Source organism: Mesorhizobium sp. dw_380, assembly GCF_018588885.1.
GTDB lineage: Bacteria > Pseudomonadota > Alphaproteobacteria > Rhizobiales > Rhizobiaceae > Mesorhizobium.
Window position 1 is genome coordinate 20,437 of sequence record NZ_JAFFIW010000035.1, and the last position, 19,805, is coordinate 40,241.

Here is a 19,805-nt window from a genome sequence, read left to right on the forward strand (position 1 = left end):
TACAGTAATAGCTAATATACACACAGAACCGATCCGAAAGCGCCACCGGCCATGAAATCAGAGACGCCTGCCATTTTGATCCTGGGAACGCGCGGCATTCCCGCGGCGCATGGCGGCTTTGAAACCTTCGCGGAAAGGCTGGCGCTTTTTCTGGCCGGACGCGGTTGGAAGGTCGGCGTCTACTGCCAGGAGGAGGTCGAGCAGGTCGGCCAGAGGGTGCGCGTCGAAACCTGGCGCGGCATCGATCTCATCCACATCCAGGTCGCCTCGAAAGGTCCGCGCGCGACACTGGAATTCGACTGGCAATGTGTGCTCGACGCTGCCCGGCGGCCCGGCGTCTGTCTGGTGCTTGGCTATAATGGCGCGGTCTTCCTGACCTGGCTCAGGCTGATGCGGCGCAAGGTCATCACCAACATGGACGGTATCGAGTGGCGCCGCCCCAAATGGGGGCGCGCGGCGCGCACATGGTTCTGGCTCAATGAGTGGATCGGCGCCTGGGCCTCGCACCGCCTGGTCGCCGACCATCCTGTCATTGCGGACCATCTGGCAACGCGCCGGCCGCGCAGCGCCATCGCCACCATCGCCTATGGCGCCGATCCGGTGACGGACGCACCCGAGGCGCCCGTGCGCGCGCTTGGCCTTGAGCCTGGAAAGTACCTGATCTCGATCGCGCGCATCGAGCCCGACAACAACATCCTGCCCATCGTCGAAGCCTTCTGCAGCCAGAAACGCGACATGAAGCTGGTGGTGCTTGGCACGCTTTCCGACGCGATTCCCTATCATGTCGCCGTCCGCAAGGCGGCGAACGCCTCCGTGGTCCTGCCCGGCGCCATCTACGACCAGGCGGCGGTGAAGGCGCTCAGGTATCACGCGCGCGCCTATATGCATGGCCACACGGTCGGCGGCACCAACCCTTCGCTGGTCGAGGCGCTGGCCGCCGGCAACATGGTGATCGCCCACGACAACCCATACAACAGGTGGACCGCGGGTGCCGCCGCCATCCACTTCACCGACACGCAAAGCTGCGCCGAGGGGATGCGGCAGGCGATGGAGGACGACGCGCTCGTCAGGACCTGCGGCGCCGCCGCCAGGGTCCGGGCCCGTGAAGCCTTCCGCTGGGAGGATGTCCTGGTCGCCTATGAGCGTGAAGCCTACCGCTTGCTCGGCATGAGCGCCGCCGACGCGCTTGCGCGTCCATCGCCCGGCACCGCATGAGTGGCCGGCCGCGCCGGCGGGTGCTGAAGACGGCGGCGTGCATGGCGCCTCAGAGCGCATGGGCGAATTCGGCGCGCTGCGCGCCGATGCCGTCACGCAGAGCGCCGAGGCACTTGGGTTGGCTATGCCGGTGGAGTAGATTGCTTACCGCCGGATTTGCCTAAGCGTCTCCCTCGACTTCGTCATCCTAGGGCGAAGCAAGGAGCGAAGCGACGCGGCGCAGACCCTAGGATCCATGCCGGGACGTTGAAGCGCCGCAACGGTGCAGAATGCTCACCATCCCGTGCCGCGAAAAAGCTCGAACCACTCAGGATTGGTCTTTTCGATCAAGTCGATCTTCCACTGGCGTGCCCAACGCTTCAGCGACTTCTCGCGCTGTATAGCGTCAGTGATGTCGAAGTACTCCTCATACCAAACAAGGCGCTGCACGCCGTAGCGACTGGTGAAGCCTGCGCCTTGGCCAGACTTGTGCTCAGGGATGCGGCGGCCGAGGTCATTGGTAACGCCTATATAGATCGTGCCGCGCTTCTGGCTTGCAGTCATGTAGACATACCCAGTCATCCGTGACTTTAACCCGCGTAGGTTCGAGCGGCTATTCCTGACCGCTGCATCCTTCGACCAACGTCACGGCATGGATCCTATGGTCTGCGCCGCGTCGCTTCGCTCCTTGCTTCGCCATAGGATGACGAAGCGCGGGGGAGCCTGACGCTAACGGCGAAGGGGCAGGCCCTTTCGCTTGTCATTCGCAGCTCCGCGCCCCGCTTGTGCCCCTCGCCCCACCACCGCCCTTGCCGGCCGGTACAGCGCCAGCGCCATCACCACCACCTTGGTCAGGATCGCCGTCTTCGACGCGATGCTTTCCGAGGTGTTGAGCAGGAGCAGCCATCCAAGCATCGGCAGCCAGATGCCGGGATGGCAGTGGCGCGCCACCTCGCGCATGAACAGTGCGAAGGCGAACGCCATCAGCAGGGTGAAGACGATGCCCTGGTAGATGACCATGCGGATGATCGGGTTCTCGATGCCCTGTTCGAGGCCGTTGATGCGGCGCAGGCTTTCGACCAGGTCGATATCCGGCCCGACGATCAGGTCGCGCAGTTCCAGGTGCTTGAAGAGCTCGAACATCTCGACGCGGGCATTGGCGCTGCCATTGTCCGACACGAAGCGCTCCAGCAACGCATCGAAGAAGCCGTAGGACGCCGCCAGGACGATGGCGACCGGCAGCAGCGCGGCAAGCATGAAGCCCAGCGCCGCACCCAGCAAGTTGACGCGTCCTTGCCGCAATTTGCCGACACCCAGAATAAGCAGGTAGAAACCGCCGAGCACGATCGTCACCACCATCGCCGAGCGGCCGCCGAAGGTGACGAGCGCCGCGAATTGCAGGCCGATCAGCCCGAGCCGCAGCGACGTTGGCAAGGAGCGTGAACCGGAGAGCAGCGCCAGCACGTAGATCGCGGTGACCGTGGCATTGCTGAGCGGATGGCCCTGAAGTGCGGTCGAGCGCAGGTCGTTGACGAACACCGCGCCGTCGAACCGGTAGGGGAAGATCAGCGTCTTGGTGGCGAACTCGAACAGCGCAAGCAGCGCATTCGCCGTCATGACGACATGAATGACGGCCCGCAGCCGCGCGAATGCCCTTTCGTCATCCTCGCCAAGCATCAGCACGACCAGCGACGGCGCCACATAGGTGTCGATCATGCCGGCCATGCCGGGGCGTTGCCGCAGCACCACGACGCACAGAAGCACGATGGCGGTCACCATCATGAGCGCCGCGGCCGGCCGCCTGTCGGCAACGTCGACCGCATAACCGACGGGGTTGCCGAACAGGCAGGCACGCCACGCGAACAGAAGCACGAAGAGATAGGTGGAGGGATGGATCTTGGTCAGCGCGCTGCCGAGCAGGCCTTCGTAGTTATAACCCACAACCCACAGCAGGCCGCCCGAGACGCCGAACAGCAGCGCCACCGCCACGGTCACTCCGAAGCGGGTCACCCGGTCGACGGAGCGTCCCGAGGCGACGCCACCATGGCCCGAGGCGGCCGGGACGGCAGCCCAGGTGGCGGCCATTTCAGGCCGCCTCGTCGACCAGCAAGGCGGCGGTCGGCAGGCGCCCCATGACGGAAATGGCCTGCGAGGCCGCCGTGACATCGCGCATCGGCGTCACGTTCAGCGTGGCGACGAGCACGATCTCGTCGACCATGGCGACCAGCGGAGAAGCGTTGAGATTATCGGCCAGCGCGCCGCCGTCGACGACGACGAGTTCGAAGCTGCGGCCCGCTTGGGCCAGCATATGCTGGGTGAAATAGACGCCCTGCGCTTCCGAGAAGACGGCCTTTGGCCGGCCACTGCCCAAAACAGCGACATTGCTGCCGGCCGTGTATTGGCTCAGCGCCTCGAAGGCATATTCACCGCGCAGCACGTCGAGGAGACCAGGCTGCGGCTCCCTGCTGCCGCTACCGGCATTGGTGTCGATGAACAGGACACGGCTGCCCCTGGCGGCCGCGGCATTGGCGAGCAGGCGCGCCACCCTGCTCCGCTGCGCGGCGTCCTGCGGTGGCGACGTGACCAGGATGGACGGCACCAGCGGCCAGTCCGGCGGACGCCGGCTGGACGAGAAAAGGCGCCTCAGCGCCAGGCCCGCGACCGCATCCGTCTTCTGTCCGGCCGGGGCAGCCGCGCCGCCAAAAGGCCACCAGCGGCGGCGCGCCGATTTCGCCGGCAGCACGCCCACCACAGGCGCATCGATGGCCGATTGCATCTGGGCGCTCGAAAGCACCGTCGGCGAGACATATTCGGTGATCAGCGCCAGGCCGGTGCCAAGCCCCAGGCCGCCGAATATCGCGCCGAACAACAGCAGCGGCAGAGGCGGCCAGCTCTTCTTCAGGGCCGGCATGGCATCCGAGATGACACGCGCATTGGTGCTGTTGACGGTGATCTGCTCGCGCGTCTCCTGCGCCCGCTGCAGATAGGTGGCGTAGACGGAGCGCACCGCCTCGAGATCGCGCTGCAATTCGCGCAGCCTGACCGACGCCTGGTCGGTGTCGAGCGACTTACTCTTCATGCCGGCGACCTTGGCCTCCAGCGCCTGCTGGTTGGCCAGCGCCCGCTCGTAGTCGGTCTCGGCGGCGGCGCCGATGCGGCCGAGTTCGCGCGCGATGAGCGCGCGCGTGTCGCGCAGCTGCTGCTGGGCCGCGATCATCGAGGGATGGCGCGGCCCGAGTTCGGTGCCGAGCTGCGAGACCTGGTCGACAAGCGTCGCCTCCTGCGCCCGCAGGCTCGATATCACCGACGAGCGCATCGCTTCCGAGGTCGCGTCCGGCGCGCCGCCCGACCGGCGCAGTTGGTCGACCTGCGCCTTCAGCGCGGCGGTGCGGCTCTGCGCGGCCGAGAGCTGCGTGTTGATCTCGGTCAGTTCCTGGTCGCTGACCAGATTGCCCGCCGCCATCACCATGTTGTTGGCGGACTTGTAGGCCTCAACGGCATTTTCGGCCTGCTGGACGCGCTTGCGCTGCTCATCGAGCCGCGCGGTGATGGAATCGGAGGCGTCCCTGGCCATCCTGGCGCGCGCGTCCGCCTGGTCGGCCAGATAGGCCTGCGCGATCGCATTGGCCAGAAGTGCGGCCTTGTCGGCGCTCTTGGCCGTGATGATGACGTCGATCACCAGCACCTTGTCGGCCCGCTTCACCGCCAGCTGCCTGCGCAGCGCGTCGAGCGTCTTCACCGTCTTGTCGCTCTCGTCCGATCGCGGGCCCAGCAGTCCGCCGAGCAGGCGGCCAACCAGGCCCTGCCCGTTGAATTCCGGATCCTCGGTCAGGTTCGTCGCCTTGATAGCCCTGAGCAGCACGCCGCTCGACTGGACGACGCTGACCTGGCTTTCCACCATGGTGATGCCGCCATCGGGTGGCACCCGGCTCGGATTGACGTCGTTGTTGACCACCTGCAGGTCCTGCGGGTCGATGATGATTTCCGCCACCGAGCTGTAGAGCGCCGGGGTGAACAGCCCATAGAGCAGCGTCACAAGCGTCAGCAGCGCGGCGGTGGCGAAGATCAGGAAACGGCGGCGCACCAATATGCGCTTCAGGTCACCCAGCTCGACGGTCGAGGATGCATAGGACGCCGTCGGCACTGGCTCCGGGGCATATTGGACCACCTCCGGAGCATGTTGTTGCGGCAACGAGAGCAGGGATGATTGCAAAGGTCGCTCCGACAACACTCCATCTGTCCGCAAGTCTAAATCGCGGCTTCATCCTAGCTATTCCTCCAACTGTTAAAACACTGTTAATTATGTTCGGAGCTCTTCTGATTTTTGGCACGGACTTTGCGTAGTAAAAACGCATGAGGGGTGTCGGCGCGGCGCGGGCGGGCAGGAGACGGACCGAAATGAGGCAGCACTTCACGCCGGCCCATCCGTCCGCGCTTCAGCCGTGTCCAGAATTCGAACACCGGCAGGATGCCGAACATCAGAACGCAAGGGATGCGACATGCAAGTGAGCCTACGCCTGGACAGCGAATGCCTCCGTGCTTTTCACCTGATGCTGCTGCAGCGCCTGGCAGCACTGCCGCATGTCGAGCTCAGCGTCGACGCCAGGCCGGCTGATGGCGGCATTCCAGGCAGCGCCGTGGCCCTGTTCCAACTTGAAACGGCCATCCATGGCCTGCCCGCAAACGGGGTGGCCAAGCGCCTGCCGCTTTCGGCGCTGGCGCCCTACCCAACGCGGCCGGCCGCCTCACCGGATCTGGTGATCGACCTCTGCGGCGACGTGAGCCTGGACGGAACGCGCGTCTGGCGCGTGACCTATGACGGCGCCGCTGGCGAAGCTGTCTTGCTGGCACTGATCCTCGACGGCCGCACGCCGATTGCCCGCATCGAGGAGAACGGCGCCGCCATTGCCGAAGGACGCCTGGGCACCGAATATGGCGGCATCGCGCTTGCCTCCTTCCAGGACATGCTGGCGCGCACGGCAAGCCTGATCCTGGCGGCCCCGATCCTCCCGGCAATGACACGCGCGGCGCGCGCCGCCTTGCCCGTCCTGCCAGAGCCGGCGCAAGCCGTCGCCCCGCCGGCAATGCCCTCCACAACCAAGCTTGGCGTCAGGGCCGGCAAGGCGCTGGCGCGGCGGATCGTCCAGAAAATCTACCATCTCTGCTACAACGCCCCGCACTGGAAAGTCGGCTGGCGCCGAACCGATGGCCGCGACCTTTACGACCTGCGCGCGCATCCGGCATCGGGCTGGCAGGAACTGCGCGACGACGGCAGCCGCTTCTATGCCGATCCGTTTCCAATCCTTTATCAAGGGAAGGTAACGCTGTTCGTGGAGGACTATATCCACCGGCTGGGCCGGGCCATCATATCGGCCGTACCTTTCGGCCCGTCGGGACCGATTGGCCGCCCGGAGCCGGTGCTCGACCTGCCCTATCATCTCTCCTATCCCTTCGTCTTCGAGCGCGACGGCGAGGTGTGGATGGTGCCGGAAAGCTGCGCCAACGGTACGGTCGACCTCTACCGCGCCACCGCCTTCCCCGGCGGATGGGTCAAGGAAGCGACGCTGCTGTCCGGTGTTGTCGCCAGCGACGCCACCCTGGTCGAGCATGGCGGTCGCTGGTGGCTGTTCGCCACGGTCAGGGACGGTGGCGGCGCGTTCTCCGACGCGCTGCATCTGTGGTCGGCGCCGGACTTTCGCGGGCCATGGACGCCGCACCCCAGAAATCCCGTATTGATCGACATCGCCTCGGCGCGACCGGCCGGCCGCATGGTCGAGCACGACGGCCAGCTGCTACGTCCGGTGCAGGATTGCCGCAGGAGTTATGGCGCGGCCCTTGGCATCGCACGCGTTGTTCACCTTGATTTGAACGGCATGGAGCAGGTCGTCGAGACGATCTTAACCCCTGGTGCGCTATGGAGTGGGCGCAAGCTGCACACGCTCAACGAGGCGGGTGGCCTGGAATTCATCGATGGCTCGGGCATCGCGCCGCGCTGGAAGAAGAGGCGGCCGTCATTAACCTAAACAACGCTTACCATCAGCCACCCGCACTGGTTGCTTCAGGTTGATAAGGATTGGGAGGAAGATATTTCAACAACGGATCGTGAGAAGAAAGATGACCAGCATAAAGGATAGCGAGATGACCGGCGCCGAGGCCGGGCAGGCCGAAGTCGACGTGGCGATTGTTGGTGCGGGACTGGCCGGCACGACATTGGCCACCCTGCTGGCCAGGGCGGGCCGCAAGGTCGCGCTGATCGATCCGCACCAGACCCATCCCGACGAGTTCAGGGCCGAGAAGATTGGCACGGGCCAGGGCCGCCTGTTCGAGAAACTGGGCCTGAACTCGATCGTCCTGCCTCTCCTGACGCCGATGGACGACATCCATGTCTTTCGCCTTGGCCAGTTGTTCTCACGCGATCGGCGCGTCGAATATGGATTCTCCTATGGCGCCCTGATCAACGGTCTGCGCGCGGCCCTGCCGCCCCAGGTACCGGTCACCGTGGGCAAGGTCGCAGAGATCACGACCGGGCCGGACAAGCAGCGGCTTGTCCTCAACACCGGCGCCATCATCGAAGCGCGGCTGCTTGTGGTGGCCACCGGCCATAGCGAGGCGGTGCGTCGCGCCATCGGCGTCCGCCGCGTCGAGATTTCCAAGGCCCACTCACTTTCGATCGGCTTCGATCTTGCCGTCTCGCCAAGCGAATGCACCTACCAGACCGTGACCTGTTTCGCCAGGCGCCCCGAAGACCGCATCGCCTACATCAGCGTATTTCCAATCAAAGGCACCATGCGTGCGAACATGTTCGGATACCGGCAGGCTGGCGAGGCATGGACCAAGGCGTTCCGTCAGGATCCACAGAAAATGCTTTGCGAAATGATGCCCGAGATCGCGGCGCAGTGCGGAAACTTCAAGATCAGCGGACCTGTCGAGATCAGGCCGATCGACCTGACGAGGACGGAAGGGCATCGCCGTGACGGCGTCGTCTTCATCGGCGACGCCTTCTGCACGACGTGCCCGACGCCGGGCGTCGGCATCGCGCGGGTGATGACCGATGTCGATCAGCTCCACTCGGTTCACATCCCGCGCTGGTTCGAAACACCAGGCATGGCGGCCGACAAGATCAGCGCCTTCTATGACGACCCGGTCAAGGCGGCCACGGACGAGGACGGCATGCGAGCGAGCCAGTATGCCAGGGCGATCACCATCGGCACCGGACTGGAATGGCGCGTGCGCCGCCTGCGCAACAACACGGCGCGCCAGCTGATGATCATCGGCCGCAAGATGCGCAATTTCGGACAACGGCCAGCGACAGTGGCCGAGATGCAATAAAGGCGCGATCAACCGACCGCGCCTTATTGCTTTTGCCTCACCGGGCGAACCCGTCAGACGTTCAACCGCTCAACTTGGCGTCTGGAATGACGACGGAGCCGCCACGACGGACGAAAGCTTGTCCCGCTTCTGCAATGTTGGCTTCTCATATTTCTTCAATGTACATGCCCTCCTCGTTGAATACCGGGCTAAAAGAGCCAATTTGCTGCCATATGTCAATTGTGCGACGTCCGGCTGCACAGCTTAAAAGTGTGCAACGTCCGGCTGCGCAGCTTAAAAGCCCATGACCCCAGCTGCAGTCCCGCCTTCCTCGCCTCCTCGCGCAGGATGCGGCCGGAATTTCGAACTGGCCAATGCCGGGCCCCTTCAGTAATAAATCGTTGCCGAGAAACGCGATGAAGATCGCGCCGGGAGGAAGCATCATGTCGAACAATGCCTTGCCGCTGGTCATCAGCGCGCCGGAACCACGCACGCTCGAGCTGATCTTCACCCCACCGCAACTGGCGCGCCTCAAGGCCCACTACCGCATCGTCGAGACGACGGCTGACGGCGTCGCGGAACTGCCGGAAGATGTGTTGACTGAAGCCCGCTATATCATCGGCCAGCCGCCGATCTCGCCGGAAACGCTGGACAAGATGAAGGCGCTGCGCTGTGTCTTCAATGTCGAGACCAACCTCGTCAACAACATGCCCTATGAGACGCTGTTTGCGCGGGGCATCCATGTCGTCACCACCGGCCTCGTGTTCGCCGAGCCGGTGGCAGAGCTTGGCCTTGCCATGGCGCTCAACCTTGCCCGCGACATCGTCGATGCCGACCTCGCCTTCCGCCAGGGCAAGGAGTTGTGGGGCGGCGACGGCAACCAGACGGCGCGGCTCTTGTCGGGCGCCGATGTCGGCATCATCGGCTTCGGCGATCTCGGCCGCGCGCTGAACCGGCTGCTGACCGGTTTTCGCACCCGCACGAAAGTCTTCGATCCCTGGCTGCCGCCGTCGATCCTGATCGACAATGGCGTCGAGCCGGCTTCGCTCGACGAGGTGCTGACCTCAAGTGATTTCGTCTTCGTCGTCGCCTCGGTGACCTCTGAGAACCAGGGCTTTCTCGGCGCGGACGCGTTCGCGAAGATGCGCAAGGGCGCCGCCTTCATCCTGCTCAGCCGCGCCGGCGTGGTCGACTTCCCCGCTTTGATGGCGGCGGTGAAAAGCGGCCACGTCGTCGCCGCCAGCGACGTTTTCCCCGAGGAGCCGCTGGCGCTGGACCATCCCGTGCGCACCCTGCCCGGCTTCCTGCGCTCGGCCCACCGCGCCGGCGCGCTCGACATCGCCTTCAAGCGCATGGGCGACATGGTGCTGGAGGACATGGACCTGATCGACCGCGGCCTGCCGCCGCTGCGCTCCAAGCGGGCAGAGCGCGAGACGGTCTCGCGCATGCGCTCGAAGCCGGCCGACAGGAATTGAGGCCACGGAACCTTGGCGGCGTTTTGGCTGCGGCACAACGATAGGGCGCAACCGTTGATCCGCCCCTTGCGTCGTGCAATCCGGCTCTGGACCCCATCTTGTGGGATTTAGGCATCAGCTTGTCCTAAAACAGCGAATAGCTGGGGATTTCAGGGACCGAAACGCTTTGACAACAGGCATTCCCTGGCGTCACGTGCACTGGCCAATGTATGGGGCAAGGGGAATAAAATGAAGAAAAGCTATGTGAAGCCGTCGCTTCTGAAGCGCCAGAAACTGTCGTCGATTACCGCAATTGCGTGTCCGATCTCGCAGTGCGCGGACTGAACCGCATGGTGATAGCCTGACCAGCCCGCTTTTCTGAGGTGGTGTGATGGAACAACCATCCCTCTGAAAAGTTTTGAAAATGGCCGGACGGTCTTAAGCCCGGCGTACTCCAGAAGGCCCGTCACGAGTCGCGTCGGTGGCGGGCCTTTCCGTGTCGGCCTGCGCGCGGCGCGAATCTCAGACGGCCGGTCAGCGGCCATGCGGCCTGCAGATGTCCGGTGTCGTCAGCCTCGACGACCCGCGCCTCGACCAGCTTGTGGCCAGCCTTGTGCGAGCGCTAGAGTGGCATTCCTCGCAATAAAGATCGGCCTGCCGACATGAAATTGGACTGAGAGCAACAAGGGTTCGCGATGCTCAACACCTTCGACTATGGCGGCAAGGAAGCCGACACTGTGCATGCGCTGGAGGAGGACATCATCTTCGGCCGGCTGGCGCCCGGCACGCGCCTGGTCGAGGACGTGCTGCTCGCCCGCTTTCCGGTTTCGCGCCACACCATCCGCCAGGCGCTCTACCAGTTGGAAAAACTCGGCATCGTCACGCGCGAACGCAACAAGGGCGCCATGGTGCGCCGGCTCTCCCCAGAGGAGGTGCGGCAGATCTACGAAGTGCGCGAAATGCTGCAACGCCAGGCGGCGCTGATGATCCCCCTGCCGGTCAGCGACGCGCTGATCGCCGAACTGACTGACATTCACCGCGTCTACAGCGGTCATGTCGACCGCGGCTATCTCAGGGGCATCCACGAGGCCAACGACCGTTTCCACCTCACAATGTTCTCGGCCTGCGGCAACGCCTATCTCGTCTCCTCGATCGAACACTACATGCGCCTCAGCCTGCCGGTGCGGGCCAATTCGCTGGCCGACAGGGATAAGCTCGACGTCTCGCGGCAACACCATTGGATGATGATCGAGGCGCTGAAGCGCAGGGACAATTGGGTGCTGGCGCAACTCTGCGTCGACCATCTGCAGCCGAGCAAGGATTTCTATCTCCAGGAGATAGGAACGGCGGCTGGCGCGGGCGGCTAAACCCGGATGCCGCGCGGACAACGCCACCGCGCTGTCCTCTGCAACGATTGCCAACAAAAGGCTCCCCTCGCGCGACTCGCGAGGGCACCATCAAGGCAACGAAGAGCTTCGTGGAAAGTTTCAAGGTTTCACGAGAATATATTTCTGCCGGTCCCACCTTTCTTGGGATGATAAACTGGAACTTCCCCGACTCTGGGCCGTTCAAAAGCTGATCGTTTGCTTCGGCGGTCAAAAAAACAGGGAAGGATCCTATCATGAAAACCAAGATGATCTGCTTGGGCGCAATTGCGCTTTCGATAGCCGCCGGCTCGGCTCTCGCCGCCGGCAGCACTGGCACATCCGCTCTCGACGACCCGGCCAAGATGCAACCCTTCTACACGGACTCCACCATGAAGAAGATGCGCGGCAATGACGAGTTCATCAGAGCCTGGAAGGCGCTGACGCCCGAAGACCAGAAGATGATGATGACAGCTTGTGCCGACGAGGCCAAGAACGCCAATGCCGCCAACAGCCATCCGGAATTCTGCAGCAGCGTGAAGGCGAATGGCGGCAGCAAGTAAACGCGTCATCGCCACGTCCATGAAAACAGCCCTATTCGGGGCTGTTTTTTGCGGCTGGTGCGGCCGGCCCTTCTTGCCGCTCCAGCGCCCCGTCGGCCATAATCCGCGACTTCGCGGAGAACACCGATGTCGCTCAGCCCTTTGCTCCACGCCTCGCCCGTCATCCAGCTCCATGCGGTGATCGCCGTCGCCGCGCTGCTACTCGGCGCCGCGCAGCTTTGGCGCAGCAAGGGCGACCGGCTGCACCGGGCGCTCGGCCGCGCCTGGGTGGCGCTGATGGCGACGGTCGCGGTCTCCGGCCTGTTCATCTGGACGATCCGGCTGTGGGGCCGTTCAGCCCGATCCACCTTCTGTCGCTGTTGGTGCTGGTGATGCTGTGGCGCGGCGTGCGGACCGCGCGCGGCGGCAACATTGCCGCACACCGCCGCATCATGCAGGGCACCTACATGTTCGGTCTCGTCATCACCGGGCTTTTGACCTTCATTCCCGGTCGCACCATGTATTTTGTCGCCTTCGGCCCGCAGGGCGCGACGCCATGGAAACTCGCGATCTTCGCCGCCCTGGTCGTCGTGGCGGCAGGCGCAGGCCTCTACGCCGCGCGCAGCGCAAGGACCGCGATCGCGCGCTCGAAAGCATTCCGTAGCGCCTGACCCCGCGAAACTCGTTGCGCCGCAATGTAATTTTGCAGCCCTGATCGGCTCGCGAACCGGCGACCGGGGCGGACCCTTTGTATCGGATCAATACTGTTCAATTCAGGCTTTGCTTGCAGTATCGGCTACGCCAGACGGAAGCTGACCATGTGATGGCGACCATATCTGCCTGCGCGCTACAATTACCGGCTAATAGCCACCGGGACATCTCCAGCGCGTGGAATGAATGCACGCGCGCGCGATGCTTTTCATGCAATGTCCAAGTCGACGTCAGAAACAACTTGACGGCGAAAACAATATGGCGCCCTAATAAAGCTCAGCCTAAACAAAATACTGAATTGGAAGGCTGAACCAGCAGGGGATGACGGCACCATGATGGTGCGCCCCGGCGTGAGTTCCGAAGGTTGGGGTCTTCGGCAACGCAGCGCGACAGTCGCGGGGTTCGCGGGGGCGAAACCAATGACCTTGGATGTCTGGCATCATCCGGACGTCATGCGATTGTTGGGTGAGATAGAAAATCTCGCTCGGCAACCGGAAGTGGACGACTTTTTCTGGCTAAGAGCGGCCGCCACCGAAAACAAGGCGCCCAGTGATGCCGATGGGTTGAACCTCTTTGAGGCCGCCAAGGCGCCTGATGGCGTCGGGGACCTTGCCGTTGGTGAAATGCCCGCCGGCCAATCCAATGCCGGGAAGGTCTTCAGAATCGCCAACATCGTCCTGCAGGGTGGCGGTGTCCTGGGGCTTGCCCATGCCGGCTTCGTCACCGGTTTGGAACAAGCTGGTGTCCGCTTCGTCGGCATCGCCGGTGCTTCGGCCGGCGCCATCATGGCCATGGGCATGGCCGCCGTGCGCGGCGATGACCTGCTCAGCCCGACCCACAAGAAGGTGGTGGAGATCGTCGGCGCCATGCCGATGGCCACCTTCATCGACGGGCCTTATCGGACCCGCCGGCTGATCAAGCAGATATTGCTCAAACGGTATTCCTATTTGCCCTCGTCCTGGTCGGGCTGGCTCGGCGCATTTCGGCAGATCCTGCATACACGCGGCCTCAACTCCGGCAACGCCTTTGAGGACTGGTTGCGGAGCGTACTGGCCGAACGTGGATTGCGGACGGTCAACGATCTCTTCGACCGGCTGAGAAATATTGCCGAGCAGCTGAACAAAGCGATAAAGAACGCCAAGCAAAAGACCCAAGGAGAAAAAACGCCACTGTCGTCGCTAGAAGAAGTTACTCTGGGAGGACGAGATCTGCTGCAGATTATGGCAGCCTGCACGCCGATCGGCGTCAAGTTCCAGTTTCCTGACGACATCAAATATCTGTCGGCCCAGACCGGCGCCAATTCGCCGGCAGCCTTGGTGCGTGCGTCGATGTCGATCCCGTTCTTCTTCGAGCCAGCTGTCTTTACTGTCAATAAGGGTGAGAAATGGGAGAAATTCATCGAGGAGAAGTTCGACAACCTTGCCGACGCGAGCAAACAGCGAGAATTGTCCCATATCGACGAGGTCGCATTTCTTGACGGCGGCATCTTTTCCAACCTGCCCGTCGATGCCTTCAGCACCATCCTTCTCAACGTGCCGACCATTGCAGTACCGCTGATGAACACCGCCCCGGCAAAACCCTATCGCCGCCGTGCCCGGCTGAGCAGCCTGGCCGACGATATCAGCGTGGTGGCATTCATGGTCCGCAACCAGCGCGATCGCGACGCCATCGAGACGCTCGAACGCCGCAAGGAACTGTTCGAGAAGCGCCAGACGAGCCCAGGCAGCGAGCGCTACTCGATGCCGCCGTCATTCCCGTTCCGCCTCGCGGCCATCAACGTCAAGGACAGCAACTGGCTCAACTTCGTCATGGACGAGAAGGACATGATGGACCTGTTCGTGATGGGCCTGGAACGAGCCCGGGATTTCCTGGAGAAAGACCTGAAGGGGAAGAACAAGAATGGCTGACACCACAGAAACCAATTCAAAGAAAGACCCCACCCCCTTGGAACTGCTGCATCAGATTGTTGTCGCGGCGGAGCCGTTGCTTGCCAAATACAGAAAAGAGGCAAACACGGTTCAGTCTCTCCGTCGGCCGCCGGACCCACAGGGCCAAGGCGAACAGGCCAATGACGATCTTGGATCCGATGCCATGGAGCAGCGGCTGAAGAACGCGAACGCCGACTTGAAGAAGGCCGATGAAGAACTTGCGAAAAAAATTATGGAATTCGAGGAGGCCGCCGGCAAGCTTTTCCACACCGTGTATAAACTGGCCAGCCGACAGGAAAATCCCGCCATCTTCTACGACGAACAGGCGAACTCGCTGGCGGCACCGCAGGCCACCGGCAAGTACGATCTGAAGAGCGAATGGACAGCTCTGGCCAATATCAAGATGGTCGGCATTTCCAGCGGTGATACCGTTAAGGAGGTTAACCGCCTGCTCGACCATACTAGCGCCAAGCGCATCGCCGAGGAGATGGATATCGTTACCTATCACTCCAACGCCGCGCGCCTTTTCGATCGGGTCAGGGCCGAATTCAACGAGGCTTCCCGGCTGTTCGATAAGGACCAGAATGAAATCGACGAGATGCTGGAGGCGATCAAGGAATTCAGATCGACACAGGGAGAGTGGCGCGGAACTCTGTCCACGACAAAAGGCAGGGACAAGCCAGTCGCTTCGGATTTGCAGCCGCCGCTCGGAGACATCAGCCTGCTCGATAACGCCGAAAAGTTCCTTCGCCGCTATTGGAATTTCCTTGACTATGCCCAGCGATATGCTGGACGAGTAGGGCGCGAGTTCTACACCGAGGCGTCCGTCGATGCTTACAAGGATGCCACCCGGCCCCATGCGCAGCGCATCGAGAAGCAAGGGTTGTTCGCCAGCCCTCAGATCCTTTTCATGGGTGTCGTGGCGGCGCTAGCAGTCGCCATCATCCTGATCCTGTTCGACAACAACCTGGCCCTCAAAAACTGGGTAATTCCCGCCGCCGCCGTTGCCGCCGTGGTCGCCTATCTGTTTTCGATCAGGTTCGGAAACACCGCTCGCGCGTCCATCATGAGCGATCTACGGGCGACGCTTTATAGCAGCGTACTGGAAAAGGCGGACGAAGTGCCGCCAGGATCAGGGCGGTATGACGAGCCGGTTGCCAAGGCGACAGGTCGCGGGTCCGACGACTATTTCAAGTTCAGCAAGATTGCATGGGACCGGTTTGACACTAAGAACTCCGCAAAACCTGGTGGCAGTGGGCAGGCTTCGCTCGGCAACGATCTTGCCAGCGTCAGCGAGAAAAAATGGCCGAAACACATAAGCCGGATGCGCTTCAACAATACCATAGTATTCTTGGCGATAGCCGCTATTCCGGTGCTTTTATCCTATTGTTCGCGCACACTGGACTTTGGCAGAAACCAGTCCTTCGCCTTCATCTCGCGAAGCGACGAACTCGGCTCCTGCGTGCTCGAACACGGTCGTGTCCTTATGGCGACCGGCGGCAGCTACTTTGTCGAGACCCGTGATGGCAACCCGGTGACCGAGATCGCCAAGTCTCTGGTGTTGCGCATCGAGCCGTCGGAAGCAGCCGCGAAGCCGGAGCTTCCACGCTGCGACGAACGGCGCCCGGAACCGAAGCCGCAGGATCAGACGGCATGGGTACACGCCACCAACACACTGGCCGAAAACATCAAGACCGGGCTCGACGCCTTCGCCGGCAAGCTTGGCGCCGGGCAGATTGATCCGGCATCCCTCGCCGGTCTGGCTACCGCCACCAACAACCTAGCAGATAGCCTCAAGCTGGGGCTGCAAGCTGTCGCTGAGCACATTCCTGCCTTGCCGGCCAATCCAGGCCCTAGCGCCTCGGCGGCGCCCGTTGTCATTGCCGTCTACGTTTCGCCCGAAACGCAGGCCGGCCCCACTATCGTCACGATGCTCTACGACATTAGCAATGGCGGGATAAACGTTCCGTTCCTCCATCCGGTTACCGGCAGCAATGACACTGCGTTTTGGGGCAAAAATGGCATCGATACGGTGGAGAAGGCTTTCTACTTCGGCGCCAGCGGCCTGAACGACCCGCTCGGCACTGGGACGTGGCGAGACACACTGCACAATTATGGCGCCTACCTCGCAAGCTGCATGAAACCCGCAATAGCCGCCGGCGCACCCAGATTGAAGCTGAGCGTCGAAGGCTATGCGAGCGAAGATTGGCTGGCGGCACACACGAATGAGGAAAGGCAGAATTTGAACCTCTTCCTGGCGGAAGGCCGGCGTATCGCCGCCATCAATGCGCTCGATGTCGATCCCGCGTTGATTGACATCGAGAACAGGCCGGGGCCAAAGACACTCGGCAATTGGGCGCAGGTGAAGGCCGACACGGTGCGCGATAATTTCCTGTTCAAAACCTATGGTGCGATGGCAGCAGGCCTTGTGAACAGGCATGCGCAGCTCTTGAAAGCTGGCAAACCGGTGCCAATAGACTTTTTGGCGCGTGCCGCCGCTGTCACCATTGACGGCGAATTGCCAGAGCAATGCCGTCGCCCCAAGGCCGGCTAGCGCCCGCCGCCGCGGAAACTGGCGGTCCTCGCTGCCCTGACTGGTCGCTGCAATGCTCAGTCCGATTATGGCGATCAAAATCGATGGAATCGGCCAGCCCGACGCCGAAAGGCGACGGTTTTGCCAACTTGACGTCGATCAGGGCACTTCCCGCCGGCTCAGGTTCCCGACAAAGCGGGGACCGCGGTGACGCGGGAAAGCTGATCGCGCTTGCTGAGCGTCGGCTTTTCGTAGGTCTTCTTCATGATATCCCCTTGCCCAGCGCCGAGATTGCACCATGGCCGCATCGCGTCAAGCCGCGACCCCGATGTGGTGACCGCGCCTGGAAACGTCGCCGTGTTGCATTGTCACCGCACGCCGATGCACAGGCACCGGCGAAAGTGCCGAGTTGCGCCGGCTCAGAACGGGCCGGAGGCCACGATCGCGACGACGCTGGACAGCCTCTCGCGCTTCACCAGAACCGGCTTTTCGTAAATCTTCTTCATGGAATGCCCCCAAATGCCCAAGATTGCCCCGCGCGCAACTCGCTACGGAAGCCTTTGCGTGTCAAGCCACGACTGAACAAGGTTCCGTGATCGCCCGCCGGCATCACCGTCCCACCGAGCGCGTCGAGCGCATCCGCCTTCCCGACCGCTTCCTTTTTCTGGCCATGTTGCATTGCGATAATTTTGTTGCATTGCGATATCGACCGACCCGGCCGACACTGCATCGGGCTGGGCTGGCGGGCTGGGCTTGCACGAAGGAGGCCTCGTGGCGGCATCGTTCCGGCCAGACATACAGGGGTTGCGCGCGCTGGCAGTCGGCGGCGTCGTTGCCTACCATTTCGGCCTCGCAGCACTCCCCGGCGGCTTTGCCGGCGTCGACATCTTCTTCGTCATTTCCGGCTGGCTGATCTCGACGCACCTCATGCGCGAAATCGCCGAGACCGGCCGGCTCGACCTCTGGCGCTTCTACGCCCGCCGCGCCCGGCGCCTTTTGCCGGCGGCCCTGTTCGTCATCCTGGCGACGCTCGCCGCCGGCTATTTCATCCTGGCGCCGCAGGAACAGGCGCTCTATTCGCGCGGCGCCATGTATGCCTCGGCCTACGCCATCAATCTGTGGCTGCTGCGCTGGTCGTTCGACTATTTCGCCAGCGACGCCTTAAGCAATCCCTTCATCCACTTCTGGTCGTTGTCGGTCGAGGAGCAATTCTACCTCGTCTGGCCGGCGCTGCTGCTGCTCGCCGCCTGGCTGCGGCCGGGCCGGCGCATGGCCGCGACGGTGATCGGCGTGGCCGGCCTCGCCTCCTTCGCGGCTTGCCTGTGGCTGACCAGCCTGTCGCCGGCCTGGGCCTTCTACTTCTCGCCGCTGCGCGCTTGGGAGTTCGCCGCCGGCGGCCTGGCGACGCTGGTGCCGGTGGCCTGGCGGCACCAGCGTTCGTGGCTGCGTGCCGCTCAGGGCTGGCTCGGCCTGGCGCTGATCGCGGCTGCTTACATCTGGCTCAGCGAAGACCTGCCCTTTCCCGGCTGGTATGCGGCTCTGCCGGTTGCCGGCACGGTGCTGGTGCTGCTGAGCGGCGCCGGCGAGCACAACGACGAAGCCAGCCCGATCGGCTGGCAGACCTTGAGGCCCGCCGCCGCGCTCTCGCTGCCGCCCCTGCAATGGATCGGCGCGCTCTCCTATTCGCTCTATCTCTGGCACTGGCCGGTGATCGTCTACGCGCAAATGCTGGTGCCGGATCTCAGCGCCTCGCAGCGCTTCGGCTGTGGCGCGCTGGCGCTGGCGCTGTCGGTGCTCAGCTATCACCTGATCGAGAATCCTGGACGGCGTTTCGGCTGGCTGACGGCGGGCGCCCGCGCGCTGGCCCCCGCGCTGGGGCTGACGGGTATGGGCGTGGCGGCGGCCTATGCCAACGCGCATCTGGCCACGCGCAACATCGACCCTGCCCAGCGCGGCATCGAAGAGGCCGCCGAGCAGCCCTCCACCGCGCGCGCCATCGACAAGAACTGCCTGCTCGACTTCCATACGGTGAAGCCGAAACCCTGCATGTTCGGCCCGGCCGAGGCCGCCCGCACCATCGTTCTGTTCGGCGATTCGCATGCCGACCACTGGTCGACGCCGCTGGTCGAGGCGGCCAGGCGCAACGACACCAAAGTGGTCACCTATCTCAAATCCTCATGCCGCGCCTCGCGGCTCTCGACCTTCAACACGGTGCTGAAGCGCGACTACACCGAATGCGACGCCTGGCGCGAGCAGGCGATAGCGGAAATCATCCGCCGCAAGCCGCGCCTGGTTGTGATCTCGGAATTCTCGATCGGCAATCTGACGCGCGACATGCCCGCCGCCGTCCGCAAGGCCGAGGTCGCGCGCTGGCAGGCCGGCCTGCGTTCCACCTTGCAGGCCTTCAGCCACGCCGGCGTCGAGACCGCCGTCATCCGCGACACGCCGATCAGCGACAGTTTTGCCGATTCCTGCGTGGCGCGCGCGCTCTGGTGGCGCGAGGCGCCCTCGCGCTGCGACACGCCAAGGGTCGAGGCCGCCAATGACGATGTCGCCGCCACCGAACGCGCCGTGGTGAAAAGCGTGCCCGACACGCTCTATGTCGACCTCACCGACCGCTTCTGCGGCCCGACAGAATGCCACGTCTTCATCTCAGGCAAACTCGCCTTCCGCGACCGCCACCATCTGGCGACATCCTTTGCGCAGACGCTGGAAGAACCGCTGGAGAAGGCGCTGTTTTAGGAGGGTTTAGCTTACCTTCTTACCCGGTT

Annotated in this window: 17 protein-coding genes; 12 read left to right on the forward strand and 5 right to left on the reverse strand. The window is 63.3% G+C overall.

What is annotated here, in order from left to right:
* Positions 1-51 precede the first annotated feature (51 nt).
* Positions 52-1,215 (forward strand): DUF1972 domain-containing protein, encoded by a 1,164-nt coding sequence (locus JT360_RS25720; protein WP_214475157.1) that lies wholly within the window; start codon positions 52-54, stop codon positions 1,213-1,215.
* Positions 1,187-1,354 (forward strand): hypothetical protein, encoded by a 168-nt coding sequence (locus JT360_RS25725; protein WP_214475159.1) that lies wholly within the window; start codon positions 1,187-1,189, stop codon positions 1,352-1,354. The genes JT360_RS25720 and JT360_RS25725 overlap by 29 nt, the downstream gene beginning before the upstream one ends.
* A 134-nt stretch (positions 1,355-1,488) precedes the next feature.
* Here the strand turns inward: JT360_RS25725 and JT360_RS25730 are convergent, their stop codons facing one another.
* The 4 genes from JT360_RS25730 to JT360_RS25745 all read right to left on the reverse strand — a co-directional run bounded on the left by JT360_RS25730 (position 1,489) and on the right by JT360_RS25745 (position 5,673).
* Positions 1,489-1,776, reverse strand: a complete 288-nt coding sequence (locus tag JT360_RS25730; protein ID WP_214475161.1) for a GIY-YIG nuclease family protein — start codon at positions 1,774-1,776, stop codon at positions 1,489-1,491.
* A gap of 147 nt (positions 1,777-1,923) precedes the next feature.
* Positions 1,924-3,279 carry a VpsF family polysaccharide biosynthesis protein gene (locus tag JT360_RS25735; protein WP_214475163.1) on the reverse strand — a complete coding sequence of 452 codons (1,356 nt, stop codon included), beginning with the start codon at positions 3,277-3,279 and terminating at the stop codon, positions 1,924-1,926.
* Between the two features lies 1 nt (position 3,280).
* A complete protein-coding gene (locus JT360_RS25740; RefSeq protein ID WP_352128393.1) occupies positions 3,281-5,338 on the reverse strand; it encodes a GumC family protein in 2,058 nt (685 codons plus the stop codon).
* A gap of 152 nt (positions 5,339-5,490) precedes the next feature.
* Positions 5,491-5,673 carry a hypothetical protein gene (locus JT360_RS25745; RefSeq protein ID WP_214475168.1) on the reverse strand — a complete coding sequence of 61 codons (183 nt, stop codon included), beginning with the start codon at positions 5,671-5,673 and terminating at the stop codon, positions 5,491-5,493.
* A gap of 20 nt (positions 5,674-5,693) precedes the next feature.
* On the opposite strand from JT360_RS25745, the gene JT360_RS25750 reads away from it, so the two are divergent.
* Together JT360_RS25750 and JT360_RS25755 are read left to right on the forward strand one after the other, a co-directional pair.
* Positions 5,694-7,217 carry a glucosamine inositolphosphorylceramide transferase family protein gene (locus JT360_RS25750; RefSeq protein WP_214475170.1) on the forward strand — a complete coding sequence of 508 codons (1,524 nt, stop codon included), beginning with the start codon at positions 5,694-5,696 and terminating at the stop codon, positions 7,215-7,217.
* Positions 7,218-7,308: 91 nt separating this feature from the next.
* Positions 7,309-8,523 carry an FAD-dependent oxidoreductase gene (locus tag JT360_RS25755; RefSeq protein WP_214475172.1) on the forward strand — a complete coding sequence of 405 codons (1,215 nt, stop codon included), beginning with the start codon at positions 7,309-7,311 and terminating at the stop codon, positions 8,521-8,523.
* Between the two features lie 145 nt (positions 8,524-8,668).
* Here the strand turns inward: JT360_RS25755 and JT360_RS25760 are convergent, their stop codons facing one another.
* The gene (locus JT360_RS25760; RefSeq protein WP_214475174.1) at positions 8,669-8,974 is read right to left on the reverse strand and encodes a hypothetical protein; all 306 of its coding nucleotides are present in this window, start codon (positions 8,972-8,974) and stop codon (positions 8,669-8,671) included.
* On the opposite strand from JT360_RS25760, the gene JT360_RS25765 reads away from it, so the two are divergent.
* The 8 genes from JT360_RS25765 (at position 8,946) to JT360_RS25795 (ending at position 19,776) form a co-directional block, all read left to right on the forward strand.
* Positions 8,946-9,977 carry a hydroxyacid dehydrogenase gene (locus JT360_RS25765; protein ID WP_214475176.1) on the forward strand — a complete coding sequence of 344 codons (1,032 nt, stop codon included), beginning with the start codon at positions 8,946-8,948 and terminating at the stop codon, positions 9,975-9,977. The two genes, JT360_RS25760 and JT360_RS25765, sit on opposite strands and share 29 nt — an antisense overlap.
* A gap of 674 nt (positions 9,978-10,651) precedes the next feature.
* Complete coding sequence (locus tag JT360_RS25770; RefSeq protein ID WP_214475178.1) at positions 10,652-11,323, forward strand: GntR family transcriptional regulator; 672 nt, start codon at positions 10,652-10,654, stop codon at positions 11,321-11,323.
* A 254-nt stretch (positions 11,324-11,577) separates the two neighbouring features.
* Positions 11,578-11,883 carry a hypothetical protein gene (locus JT360_RS25775; protein WP_214475180.1) on the forward strand — a complete coding sequence of 102 codons (306 nt, stop codon included), beginning with the start codon at positions 11,578-11,580 and terminating at the stop codon, positions 11,881-11,883.
* 126 nt (positions 11,884-12,009) lie between these two features.
* Positions 12,010-12,255, forward strand: a complete 246-nt coding sequence (locus tag JT360_RS33700; protein WP_250889079.1) for a DUF2306 domain-containing protein — start codon at positions 12,010-12,012, stop codon at positions 12,253-12,255.
* Positions 12,207-12,533: a DUF2306 domain-containing protein gene (locus JT360_RS33705; protein WP_250889080.1), complete on the forward strand. Its 327-nt coding sequence runs from the start codon at positions 12,207-12,209 to the stop codon at positions 12,531-12,533. Before JT360_RS33700 ends, JT360_RS33705 begins: the two co-directional genes overlap by 49 nt.
* Positions 12,534-12,911: 378 nt before the next feature.
* Complete coding sequence (locus JT360_RS25785) at positions 12,912-14,480, forward strand: patatin-like phospholipase family protein (protein WP_214475182.1); 1,569 nt, start codon at positions 12,912-12,914, stop codon at positions 14,478-14,480.
* A complete protein-coding gene (locus JT360_RS25790; RefSeq protein ID WP_214475183.1) occupies positions 14,473-17,055 on the forward strand; it encodes a hypothetical protein in 2,583 nt (860 codons plus the stop codon). Before JT360_RS25785 ends, JT360_RS25790 begins: the two co-directional genes overlap by 8 nt.
* A 750-nt stretch (positions 17,056-17,805) precedes the next feature.
* Entirely contained in the window at positions 17,806-19,776 is a 1,971-nt protein-coding gene (locus JT360_RS25795; protein WP_214475185.1) for an acyltransferase family protein, read from the forward strand.
* Positions 19,777-19,805 lie beyond the last annotated feature (29 nt).